Genomic DNA, 12,095 nt, shown 5'->3' on the forward strand with positions numbered 1-12,095 from the left:
TTGCCGAATAGCAAAATCATCGCTGTTATTTAGCTCAAATTCTATATTCCTCTTCAAATAAAACAAAGCAGCCATTTTTTTAAAGAGATCATCTTGAGTTATATTTTTGTGCCATGTTAAAAGATTTGAAATTCAGCGCAGATAACGGTGTGATCTCTCTGTGATTAAGAAAAATGTTTCCCAAGACTTCATTGATACAACCCTATTTGTTAATTTGATTGATCGATTGAATAAAAAAATATTAAATATTAGCTTGAGAAACATTCAGCTCTATTTTGCGGTCTATGTGAAGATTGAAGCGTAGTATAATTACTGAATTAAAACGAGTCTTTCTTACAATTGCGTCAGATCTATCGGCAGAAAAAAAGATCGTTCATTACAGATTTCACAGAATAATATTTTTGGATACAGACCATGACTCAAAACTCTGAACGTGAGAGTATGCACTATGATGTAGTAATTGTCGGTGCAGGACCTTCTGGACTAAGTGCGGCCATTCGTTTAAAACAACTAGCCATTACTCAACAGCGTGATCTAAGTGTCTGTATCATTGAGAAGGCTTCAGAAGTTGGAGCCCATATCTTATCTGGAGCAGTCCTTGATCCTTGTACATTGACCGAACTTATTAGCGATTGGGCGAATAAAAATGCACCGTTACATTGTCCGGTAGAGGAAGATAAATTACTTTTTCTAACTAAAAAACAAGCTTTTCGTCTTCCCACGCCATCAACATTTCGCAATAAAGGAAATTATATTATTAGTCTTGGTGTGTTTTGCCGCTGGTTGGCACAACAGGCTGAAGATCTAGGTGTTGAAATTTATCCAGGATTTGCCGCTACAGAAGTGTTATATCATGCGGATGGCTCGGTACGTGGTATTGCTACTGGTGATATGGGTGTTGAAAAAAATGGACAGCACGGTGCCAATTATCAGCAAGGAATGGAGTTATTGGCTCGGCAAACCATTTTCGCAGAAGGATGCCGTGGCTCGTTAACCAAAACATTATTGCAGAAATTTGACTTAACCCATAATTGTCAGCCGCAGACCTACGGAATTGGTATCAAAGAGTTATGGTCCATTGATCCAGCAAAATCTAAACCAGGTAGGGTAATGCACTCGATTGGTTGGCCATTAGATCAGAAAACCTACGGTGGTTCTTTTATGTATCACCTCAATGATAATAAAGTGGCCGTGGGAATGGTAATTGGGTTGGATTATCAGAATCCGTATTTATCTCCATACGAAGAATTACAACGTTTTAAAACACACCCTGCAATTCGTCGCACCTTAGAAGGGGGGCAGTGCATTGCCTATGGCGCTCGCGCCTTGAGTGAGGGCGGGTTACAAAGCTTGCCGAAACTTTCTTTCCCAGGAGGTGTGTTGGTAGGAGATAGCGCCGGCTTTCTGAATGTTCCTCGAATTAAAGGCATTCATACCTCCATGAAATCAGGCATGCTGGCTGCCGAGGCGGTAATGGAGGTCATTGGTTCACAAATAAACGAAGCCACCAACAGCGAAGCAGTGAATTATTCCAGCTTGTTTAGACAAAGTTGGCTGCATGCAGAACTACATAAGGTTCGAAATCTGCGTCCTGCTTTCAAATGGGGGCTATTGGGTGGATTAGGATATGGAGCATTAGAAGAATATCTTTTTCGTGGTAAAGCACCATGGACTTTACACCATCATGGCACCGATCACGGTTCTTTAAAAAAAGCTCAGCAATGCAAACCTATTGTTTATCCAAAACCTGATGGCAAATTAACTTTTGACCGAATGTCATCTGTATATTTAGCTGCGATCAGCTACGATGAAAATCAGCCGGTACATTTAAAACTCAACAAGCCTGAAGTAGCCATAGATATCAATTATCATGAGTATGCTAGTCCGGAAACACGGTATTGTCCGGCGGGGGTATACGAAATTGTAGAAGAGGGCGGAAAACCACATTTACAAATCAATGCGCAGAATTGTGTTCAATGTAAAACCTGTGATATTAAAGATCCCACCCAAAACATTACTTGGACATGTTCTGAAGGTGGCAGCGGACCCAATTACGCCGAAATGTAACGGGTCATGCAATTACCAATCATTAATTAACCCTAAATATCATTAAATAAGCGTTAATTAATGTTCTCTTTCGTGAAAAAAAGCGTAAGTGGCGTCGTGAAAAAGTTCCACTTGAGGATTCTCTTCATATTCCATTTGGGCAACTTCATGATCAAATGCTAAGCGAATTGATTCAGTTGCCAATTCAGCAATATCAGCAGGAAGCGCGCGTAACAAGCCTTTTAGGGCAGTTGCCAAAACCTTATTTTGCATCAATAAAGCTTCCTGTTGCTCCTCTAGAAATTCTATACGCTGATCAGATGAAGTCATATCTACATTCCTTTTACACGAATAAATTAAATGTGAGTTTAGCATTTTATTGTTTAAATGTTGCTATAATAAATGCAAACAGGAGCACAGAAATTCAGTGCAGCCTTTTCATTTAGTTTTGATTTAACTAAAAGTGAGAGCATGGTGAAAAACCGACACGAAAATCGCAATCAATTTGTTTTTACTTTAGATGAAGAGAGTAATACCAAACCACCATATTCATCAAAAAAGGCTGAACGTCTCGCATCGCCTGCACAACATCAGGAAGCAACCCCTGCATGGGAGCGAACATTGGAACAAATGCGCCAGCTAAAAAAAAGGGTGGAAACCACCGCGCAAGTGCATGCTCCCAATCAGACAGTCCGCCAAAGTCAGCCAGCTGTTTCTACTCGTATGAACAAACCATTCGAGCAAGAACAGAGTAAACGAGCCATTCCAGCTGAAGCACATAAAACTAGAACTGCTCGTTCATCCGCGAAGACTACTCAGACAACACAGCAATCCTTTTCACTTCAGTCTCAACAGACGAATGAAGTTTTGCTGGATCCAGTACAGCGAGAACGCGCCTATCGCACCTATCTACAACAATGGCAGCAAAAACACACATTGGAAGTGAAAGAACAAGAGTCTGTTTTGAATGATACAGCTCTACTTATCCAAGAAGATTGGCTGGCAGCGCAAAATTGTTTACAAAGTGCCGTAGATATCAATACACCAACATGCTGCACCATCAGTTTGCAAGGGAATCAATCCAGCATTGTAGAAGAAAACCATGTAACGGCAGATGTGAATCAAGCTGATGAAGTTAATGCAGTGCAAGATACAATAAACCAACCAGCAATACACGTTCATATGCATGTCATTGAACCAAGAGGAATCGCTAATCGTGGTGTTGCATGCATATCTGAGCAAGAACTGTTACAGCAGCTGAGTGAAAAACTGCGCCCGCATCTGGCCGATGTGTTAGCAGGAATGGTTCGGGTGGCTGTACAACGACATACCGCGGGTTTGGTGACAACCTTACAGCGTGAATTATTGGCAGAAGTGCCCACGGCTGTAGAAGAAGTGTTAAAACACAACCTAACTCAAGTTATGAATAAAATTAAAAAGAATCAGCGATAAGATTAAATGGTTGATGTGTAACATCAATATAGATGACCACCTAATCGAATGCGCTTTGAATTAAACGATATTCGGGGGTATTGATGTTCACATCAGCTTTAATTAGCTAATCGGCAATCAACCTATTTTGCCAATTAAACTTTTTTGTATAAATGGTGTGAGTGGAAAAAATTTTGTATTATATTGCAGTAATATTTGTAGTTTGTGCCAGTATAGCTCAGTAGGTAGAGCAGCGCACTCGTAACGCGAAGGTCGTAGGTTCGATTCCTATTACTGGCACCATCTGGTTTTTTGCCTATTCAAACTATAGCTAATATTCAATTAGCCCGTTTAATATTGGTTGAAATAGTAGAATACAGTTCATGATATTTAAAACTAAGATTGGGTATAGAGCGATATACCAACCAATACCTAGATCTGTTCTAAAGTAAATCTAACTATCTCATTATTAAAATGAAAAATGCATCATGCAAGTATAGCAATGAACAAAATCTAAATATAATTTATTGATATATTTAAATAATATGCCATTTTTAAATTCAACACTATTTTGATTAAATGCAATTCAGAAAATTCTGAAAATCGACTAACTATTAAGTTCAGATGCACCTAAATAATTAGCCGAAAAGTTATTTGCTGAGCAGATATTGATGTACAAGCATTGCCCTTTAATGTGTCTCATAAAATATATCTGAACTTCAACAGCAGAATTTATGCACCTTAATTTATGATAATTGTTCAGAGGCTTTCCCTTGCCGAGCATATCTTTGAGCCAGAACAGCACAAACCATAATTTGCAATTGATGGAAAATCATCAACGGCAGGATCAGTATTCCAACAGTATTAGCCGGAAAAAGTACATTGGCCATAGGAACACCATTAGCAAGACTTTTTTTGGATCCACAGAATACAATCGTGATTTCATCCGCTTTATTAAAACCAAGTGCACGCGCGGCAAAAGTATTAATGGCAATCACCACAAACAGAATAATCAGGCTCACGATAACAATTACCCCAATCGAGCCTAAGTTCATTTTATGCCATAAACCTTCCACAATAGCGTCACTAAAGGCGACATAAACGACCAATAAAATAGAGGAGCGGTCAGTACGATTGATCCATACTTTATGCTTATAGATCCATCCAGCTAAAAGAGGACGAGATAAGTGTCCCAATACAAACGGTAGCATCAGTTGCAGCAGAATTGATACAATAGCACCAGTGGTATCGACATGTTGACCATTGGTTGGCATCAGTAAACCCACTAATACTGGTGATAAAAATACCCCAAGTATGCTGGAGGCGGAGGCGCTGCAAACAGCAGCAGCTACATTACCGCCGGCAACCGAGGTGAAAGCTATGGCTGATTGAACTGTTGCAGGTAAAGTGCACAAATATAAAAAACCAACATAGAGCTCCGGACGAATCCATGTTGGCGTGAAAAACTGCAAACTTAATCCAATTAGTGGAAACAAAATGAATGTGCTGCAAAATACCAGCAAATGCAATCGCCAGTGTTTGATTCCTTCTCCAATGGCCTTACGTGATAACTTAGCTCCATGCATAAAAAATAGCAAAGCGATGGCACCCGTAGTCAGATAGCTAAAAAAGGTCTTGGCATTACCCTGACAAGGTAAAATCGTTGCGGTGCCGACAACCGCTAACATAGCCAATAAAAATGGATCGATATAAAATTTTTTTAGTAAATTTGAAATAGTCATGATAATTAACAGTTTCTGGCTATGAAAAAAGGGCAGGTCAAGGTTTAAACCCAACAACATAGCCAAAGTTTTTACTGTTCAAGCAACCTAAAAATTAAACGGAACATCAGATCAATGGTGCAACGGTCATTGATATCTGCTTCATCTCCCAGTTAGAGAGCAGTGATTGCCCAAAAGACAATACTGCCGTGAAAATTGACCTTCTAACTTAGATAGCTGCGAGTGTATAACCATAAAAAACAAGCGGCTAAAGAAAAATCTTTCGCCGCTTAATTTCTACCTAAATATACAATTTAATCCCAGGAAAGTCAGCGTCGATAAAATAGCGGCAGAAGGTAAAGTAATCACCCAGGCCAATACAATTGGCTTCATTAATTTCCAGTTGGCATTCCGATTAACTAATCCGATACCTAATACTGCACCCACCAAAATATGTGTGCTAGATACGGGTAAGCCCATTAAAGTAGCAAACATCACAATCGTTGCAGAAGAAAGCTCAGCGGTAAATCCAGAAGCAGGGTGCATTTTAGCTAAATTCGTTCCCACCGTCTGAATCACTTCTTTACCAATAAACCACAATCCTACAATTAGGGCAACACCAAATGTGACCATGACCGGAGCAGGAATTTGTGCATTAGAATCAATTCCAATACTGCCGCTACGAATAATATCCATTATGGCAGCAAAAGGACCAACTGCATTTGAGATATCATTGGCTCCATGACTGAAAGCAAATCCGGCAGCAGTAAATACCTGCATCCAGCTAAACATAAGAAATGTAGATTTGCTCAGATCCTTGCGTTTCAAAGTTTTGGCATAAATAAAAGTAGCCATCCACACCAAAGCGCCGATCATGATAATCAACATAAAATTAGTCACTGCTGAAAATCCCAGATGTAAATTGGTCAATCCTTTAAATAGCAGCATAGCAACAATCATCATACTGCCACATGCTGAAATCAGAGGAACCCAATTATGCAGTGCTTTAAAAGTATCTATACTGCTTTTGCGTTTTTCAATATCGACTAGGCCACGATAAAATTCAGACTCTAAATCTTCGACACTATAGTCAGGATCATTATAAATTTCGGCATCCCGAGCAATCGCAGAAGAGACACTGATTTTGTCTGCTTCATTCAAGCTTTCAAACCAAGCTTTATGTCTTTCCTTATAAGCTTTTTTTTCCTGTTTGATTTCTTTAAGCGCAATATTCATTCGCTCGTTGTAATCCAGTACCCGCTTTTTGATTTGTCCAAACATAATGAACGACAGTGCCCCACCCAGTAAAGGTGACACAATCCATGACAAACCAATTTCTCCCATCTTATCCCATTGAACCAAATTAAACGCGCTGTTATTACCGGTGACAATAAAGCCTAAGCACAAACCTGAGCCAACTAATCCACCAATGAGTGAATGAGTAGTCGAAACTGGTAAACCTTTTTTAGAAGCAATTAACAACCAGATGGCTGCCGCCAATAAGGCTGCCAGCATTACATTGATACATTGCGAAGGAGATAGATTCATTACGCCAAGATCGATAATCCCATGCCGAATGGTTTTCGTCACCTCTCCACCCGCGATGACAGCACCAGAAACTTCAAATACGGCCGCAATTCCCAAAGCTTGGGGAATCGTTAAAGTTCCGGCACCTACACTGGTACCAAAAGAATTGGCTACATCATTGCCACCAATATTGAACGCCATAAATGCACCAAAAAGCGTTGCAATAATAAACACCAAAGGGGAGTGATGATTGGTATAACCCAGTCCCCAATAAATAAAGTAAGCAATCGTGCCAATTAATAAGGCTGCAAAGGCGTAATTCACCCGCATGAGCAGAGGAGAACGCAAAGAAGATGTCTCAGATGCCATAATGTTTTAACAAATGGAAAAAGATGATAAAGCACATGTAGACAATACACGCTGACCACAGTGCTGCGAAATTTTCGACATTATAAAGATTTTTATATGATCGGGAGTAAATTGTGTTAATAAATCTACTCTTAACGGTAAGAAAATATTTAAAATTCGAAATGTTTTTGTCAAATTATTTATATTCCCCAGCCATGAGCAGTGAAAAAGTCGAACTAACAAACATCAAACACCCAATCAGTTTAGTTTATACCATGAAAATAGTTTTAGTGCAGCATTGACCTGAGACTGTTTCAAATTTGTCCTTAAAATTATGCCACTGATTCTGAATGGGGATTAAAGAGTTTACAGACGGGTTAAAAGAGATTAAGTCGGAATTTCACAACTGGAAAAATCAGCTTAAAAGCGTGAGCTTAAACTTCAAATAAGACACAATTCAAATTTAAAACCACGCAAAGATTTGAATTTAAATGCATTTAAGCTCAATCTTAAGCATTATCAATGTGGGTCATCTCCTACACCATATTTAGTTTAAAATTTTATCTACCCGCAAATCATGTAGTCAAATATGCCAGCAAACCCATTTAAAAATAGGCAATACATAAACAACTTCGGTTTTAAATTAGTTGTTTATAGCCTGAATCTTAACCTGTTTCATCCATATATGTACCTGCTAAAAAGAGGCTTAAATGCTTGTTCCAACCCGTTAAAATCGCTGCAATCATTTTTTTGTGAAAAAGTTGCAGCCAATATCTGCATCGAAAATTTAGCAATTGATCGTCATCGCCTGATGCCAATTGGAAAAAATCTGCTTAAAAATTATATTCAGTTGATTCAAAATATGAGCAAAGCGATCAGTTATAGATTAGACTGAACAAATGTAACTGCATGTATAAAACACAATTTAAGAGATAAAAAATGTCTAAATGGTTTTATCCAGAACCTCAAACATCACCTACTTTGACCGGTGTGTTATTAATTAATCTTGGAACACCTGCAGCGCCAACAGCAGCAGCTGTTAGACCATTTTTGCGCGAATTTTTGTCGGATCAAAGAGTCATAGAACTCCCGCGTTGGTTATGGCAGTTGATTCTCAGGGGGGTCATTCTGCCTATTCGAAGTGGTAAAAGTGCTCAAGCATATCGCAGCATATGGCAGGAAAATGGTTCCCCTTTGCTGACTGAAACACAGGCTCTAACAACTGCTTTAGCACAACAATTGCCCCATGACATCGTCACCAAATTTGCCATGACATATGGCGAACCCAGCGTAAGCAGCGTAATACAGCAAATGAAAGAAGCGGGAGTGAGCAAATTAGTGGTCCTCCCGTTATATCCCCAATATGCTGCCTCCAGTAGTGGCGCGGCATTAGATCAAGTATGGCGCGTTTTGCTGCAACAAAGAACACAAATGGCTGTGCAAAGTATTCCTAGTTTTTTTGCCGACCCAGCATATATAAAACTAATGGCTCGGCATATACGTCATTTTTGGCAGGAGCACGAACGAGGTCAGCGTTTATTATTTAGCTTTCATGGTATTCCTCTGGCACATCATACAGCAGGGGATGATTACGTGCGCCAATGTCAAGCAACGGTGCAATTACTGGCGGAAGAGTTAAACTTGACAAAAAATGAATATCAATTGGCTTTCCAAAGTCGATTCGGCTATGCACCTTGGGTGGGGCCGAACACACAGGATTTATTCGTTCAGTTACCGCAAGCCGGCGTGACTAAAGTAGATGTCATTTGTCCGGGATTTGTCACTGATTGCCTCGAAACCTTAGAGGAAATCAACATTCGTGGGCGAGCTGATTTTTTGGCGCATGGGGGCGAATTATTTAACTATATTCCATGCATGGATGCCACTAAAGAATGGGTTGAAGTTCTTTTCTCAGTGTTAAAAAAACAGTGGTGATATGACGATCACAATATTTGTTAAGCAAAATGCCACACTATAATCACATGTATAGAGTGGCTGGTTTAAAAATTTAACTTCTTTCGTGTTGAGGAATAATTCTGGCAATTAAAGCTCGATCTTTACCGTGCATATGCGGAATCTGAACTTCAATCCCATTTCCGGAAGCAACATTGACCGGATAACCCTTACGAGTCATCTCTTGCAAAATAATTATCTGGTTACCGCTCGGGTGAATAATTTCCAATTGATCCCCAATAGAGAATTTATTTTTTACCTCGATCGTTGCCCAGCCTGCTTCATCAACCGAAGTCACTTTCCCTACATATTGGCTTTGCTTGGATAATGAATGACCCGATAAATAGTTTTGATACTCCTGTGTCTGGTGTCGTTCCAAAAAGCCAGTGGTATAACCACGATTGGCTAAACCTTCTAATTCAGCCAGCAAAGAATAATCAAAAGGCTTACCGGCTACAGCGTCATCTATAGCACGTCGATAAACTTGAGCAGCACGGGCGACGTAATAAACCGACTTTGTCCGCCCCTCAACCTTAAGAGAATCCACACCGATTTGGGCTAGTTTGGCTACCTGTTCCACCGCACGTAAATCCTTCGAGTTCATAATATACGTGCCATGCTCATCTTCCATAATCGGCATCATATCGCCAGGACGATTTGCTTCCTCAATCAGATAAACCTTGTTGGCTAATGGGTGGCGTTGCTGCTCATTCAATCCAGTTAGTGCTTCTTGTTCAGAATTTATCTTAGCTTGATTAAAATTAAAGTCAGCTAATACTCCTACATCGCCGCTATCAGTATGAGAAGTGTCGTGTACTTTATAATCCCAACGACAAGCATTGGTGCAGGTACCTTGATTTGGGTCACGATGATTAAAATAGCCAGACAAAAGACAGCGACCGGAATAAGCGATACATAACGCACCATGCACAAATACTTCCAGTTCAATGTCTGGACATTGCTGCCGAATTTCAGCTATTTCATTAATACTCAGTTCACGTGACAAAATAATTCGCTCAATTCCGATACTTTGCCAAAATTGCACTCCCCATGCATTGGTTGTATTGGCCTGAACAGATAAATGAATGGGAATGTCTGGCCATTTTTCCCGCACCTTCATAATCAAACCAGGATCAGCCATAATTAAAGCATCTGGACCCATGGCAATAATCGGTTCCATATCAGCCAAATAAGTTTTTAATTTAGCATTGTGCGGTAAAATATTACTGGCAAGAAAAAATTTTTTTCCTCGAGCATGCGCTTCACTAATGCCTTGTTGCAAAACAGGCAAATGAGCAAATTCATTATTACGAGCGCGAAGAGAGTAGCGGGGTGTACCCGCATAAACAGCATCTGCGCCATAATCAAAGGCAGTCCGCATGCGTTCAAGTCCGCCCGCAGGCAATAATAATTCAGGTGCTTTCATGAAACTGCAAACTTTCTTAAATAATTCAATATTTTTAGGCAGCCGATTGAACATAAATCGGCTGCCTAAATAGATAAATAATATAACTTAAAATTATCCGCTTTTTCCTTCAGAGGGTCAATTAAAATGACATTTACCGCTATAATAACCGTTCAAAACTAACTGAATCAGATTATATCCAACATGTCCAATCATCGAATCAATCACCAGCCAGCCTTTTTATTGTCTTCCAGACCTTGGAGTGAAAGCAGTTTACAGATTGAAATTTTTTCTCGTGATTATGGCAGAGTGGCGATGCTAGCACGCAGTGCGCGTAGACGACAAAGCGAACTACGTGGAGTTCTGGTTCCCTTCATCCCACTAAGCTTATCCTGGTATGGTAGTCAGGAACTTAAAACATTACATCGGGCTGAGTGGATAGGAGGGTGGCGTCAACCGCATGATCAAGCCCTGTTCAGCGCCCTTTATGTGAACGAGCTGGTGCAAAAATTGACTTCTCGAGAAGATAAAATGCCAGAAATCTACGATGCAATGTTAAGTGTGCATCAATCATTGGCGCAAAATACTAACCTTGTCGTATTACGCTATTTTGAATGGACATTACTGCGCGTATTGGGTATAGCACCTGACATCAGCCAGGATGAACAAGGACAGAAAATCATACCGGAGCAACGTTATTGGCTAGGACCAGAACATCCTCCCGTATTATTGGCTAAAGCAAATCACCCATCCCATGAGCAAGGTGTCGTGGTATCTGGTCACACATTACTCGCCCTCAACAGCAAAACACTTTCCGATACCCCCGAGTGGCAAGCAGAAGCCATCCGCCTGACCAGAATGATGCTCGATTTTCGCTTGCCAGAGGGTATTTTAAGCCGTCGCGTGCTAAGACAACTACAGCAACTGTCATTCAAGTAGCTAATTTAATAAATTTAAATTAAAGGAAGAGATTTTATTGAGCTTTGCCATCATTTCATCAGTTAATAGAAAGGCTAAAGTACTTAAATTAAAGATGTTCATTTAGCAAAAATAAAATATGCAAAATAAATTACTATAATTCATAAATGCGAAAATCTTAATCATGGGTAATCATATTCAATAATCGATCCGTGAATGAGATGAATAGCGAGAATCATCTACAGGAAATTATTTAACTAATATTTAGCAGCAAAAATAAACTATATGGGTCAAATAGAGCAATATTTAAAAAAAATAAACTAAAACATCAATGAGCATTATTCATATCTCAGCAGTTTATAACCAAAATTACTCTAATCCAAGAAATTAATAAATAAAACTGAATGACATCAAACTATACTTATCTTTAACACTAAAAAAGATATAAATAAATTAAACTTTAAATACAAAAAATTTTTTTAATTTGTGTTGAGACTTATAGAAGAGGTGATATACAACAACCATTACGCTCATTTTTTAAAGATATGATTTTATTAATAAAAAAATTGTAATCAGAGTATTTTTTTATAAATTCTTGATGATTTTCGATTTCCTTAGTCCTGACATATTTCCAGTCAATTATTGGATCATTCCATTTTTGTTCTGTATCGATTGTAAATTGATCAAACCATCTCCATTCTTTTGTACATAAATTTTCTGTAGCATTATAGATATTTTCACCAATG

The 12,095-nt window shown here is 39.2% G+C and carries 9 protein-coding genes and 1 tRNA gene; 6 read left to right on the top strand and 4 right to left on the bottom strand.

Translation table 11 applies throughout. The features are described from left to right. Nucleotides 1-414 precede the first annotated feature (414 nt). Nucleotides 415-2,067: an electron transfer flavoprotein-ubiquinone oxidoreductase gene (locus tag J3U68_RS04385; RefSeq protein ID WP_267375077.1), complete on the top strand. Its 1,653-nt coding sequence runs from the start codon at nt 415-417 to the stop codon at nt 2,065-2,067. 57 nt (nt 2,068-2,124) lie between these two features. On the opposite strand, the gene J3U68_RS04390 is transcribed toward J3U68_RS04385, so the two are convergent. Beyond that, nucleotides 2,125-2,376 (bottom strand): NGO1151 family protein, encoded by a 252-nt coding sequence (locus tag J3U68_RS04390; protein WP_267375079.1) that lies wholly within the window; start codon nt 2,374-2,376, stop codon nt 2,125-2,127. A 72-nt stretch (nt 2,377-2,448) separates the two neighbouring features. On the opposite strand from J3U68_RS04390, the gene J3U68_RS04395 reads away from it, so the two are divergent. After that, nucleotides 2,449-3,498, top strand: a complete 1,050-nt coding sequence (locus J3U68_RS04395) for a hypothetical protein (protein WP_267375081.1) — start codon at nt 2,449-2,451, stop codon at nt 3,496-3,498. A gap of 206 nt (nt 3,499-3,704) precedes the next feature. Further along, nucleotides 3,705-3,780: transfer RNA gene (locus J3U68_RS04400), tRNA-Thr, on the top strand. 443 nt (nt 3,781-4,223) lie between these two features. Here J3U68_RS04400 and J3U68_RS04405 read toward each other — a convergent pair. Both J3U68_RS04405 and J3U68_RS04410 read right to left on the bottom strand, forming a co-directional pair. Next, nucleotides 4,224-5,219, bottom strand: a complete 996-nt coding sequence (locus tag J3U68_RS04405) for a bile acid:sodium symporter family protein (RefSeq protein WP_267375083.1) — start codon at nt 5,217-5,219, stop codon at nt 4,224-4,226. Nucleotides 5,220-5,495: 276 nt separating this feature from the next. Then, nucleotides 5,496-7,094: an inorganic phosphate transporter gene (locus tag J3U68_RS04410; RefSeq protein ID WP_416384628.1), complete on the bottom strand. Its 1,599-nt coding sequence runs from the start codon at nt 7,092-7,094 to the stop codon at nt 5,496-5,498. A 568-nt stretch (nt 7,095-7,662) separates the two neighbouring features. Between J3U68_RS04410 and J3U68_RS04415 the strand changes: the two genes are divergently transcribed. Beyond that, nucleotides 7,663-7,968 (top strand): hypothetical protein, encoded by a 306-nt coding sequence (locus tag J3U68_RS04415; RefSeq protein ID WP_267375085.1) that lies wholly within the window; start codon nt 7,663-7,665, stop codon nt 7,966-7,968. Between the two features lie 44 nt (nt 7,969-8,012). Next, nucleotides 8,013-9,008: a ferrochelatase gene (gene hemH, locus J3U68_RS04420; RefSeq protein ID WP_267375087.1), complete on the top strand. Its 996-nt coding sequence runs from the start codon at nt 8,013-8,015 to the stop codon at nt 9,006-9,008. Between the two features lie 73 nt (nt 9,009-9,081). Here the strand turns inward: hemH and yegQ are convergent, their stop codons facing one another. Further along, complete coding sequence (gene yegQ, locus J3U68_RS04425) at nt 9,082-10,452, bottom strand: tRNA 5-hydroxyuridine modification protein YegQ (RefSeq protein WP_267375089.1); 1,371 nt, start codon at nt 10,450-10,452, stop codon at nt 9,082-9,084. A 183-nt stretch (nt 10,453-10,635) separates the two neighbouring features. Here yegQ and recO point away from each other — a divergent pair, with 183 nt between their 5' ends. Further along, nucleotides 10,636-11,370 carry a DNA repair protein RecO gene (recO, locus tag J3U68_RS04430; RefSeq protein WP_267375091.1) on the top strand — a complete coding sequence of 245 codons (735 nt, stop codon included), beginning with the start codon at nt 10,636-10,638 and terminating at the stop codon, nt 11,368-11,370. Nucleotides 11,371-12,095 lie beyond the last annotated feature (725 nt).

Source organism: Snodgrassella sp. B3882 (genome assembly GCF_026535915.1).
Classification (GTDB): Bacteria; Pseudomonadota; Gammaproteobacteria; order Burkholderiales; family Neisseriaceae; genus Snodgrassella.

Bases quoted from the DNA above. Each gene is read 5' to 3' on its own strand.
- J3U68_RS04385 (WP_267375077.1), top strand. From the start codon at position 415: ATGACTCAAAACTCTGAACGTGAGAGTATGCACTATGATGTAGTAATT.
- J3U68_RS04390 (WP_267375079.1), bottom strand. From the start codon at position 2,376: ATGACTTCATCTGATCAGCGTATAGAATTTCTAGAGGAGCAACAGGAA.
- J3U68_RS04395 (WP_267375081.1), top strand. From the start codon at position 2,449: ATGCAAACAGGAGCACAGAAATTCAGTGCAGCCTTTTCATTTAGTTTT.
- J3U68_RS04405 (WP_267375083.1), bottom strand. From the start codon at position 5,219: ATGACTATTTCAAATTTACTAAAAAAATTTTATATCGATCCATTTTTA.
- J3U68_RS04410 (WP_416384628.1), bottom strand. From the start codon at position 7,094: ATGGCATCTGAGACATCTTCTTTGCGTTCTCCTCTGCTCATGCGGGTG.
- J3U68_RS04415 (WP_267375085.1), top strand. From the start codon at position 7,663: ATGCCAGCAAACCCATTTAAAAATAGGCAATACATAAACAACTTCGGT.
- hemH (WP_267375087.1), top strand. From the start codon at position 8,013: ATGTCTAAATGGTTTTATCCAGAACCTCAAACATCACCTACTTTGACC.
- yegQ (WP_267375089.1), bottom strand. From the start codon at position 10,452: ATGAAAGCACCTGAATTATTATTGCCTGCGGGCGGACTTGAACGCATG.
- recO (WP_267375091.1), top strand. From the start codon at position 10,636: ATGTCCAATCATCGAATCAATCACCAGCCAGCCTTTTTATTGTCTTCC.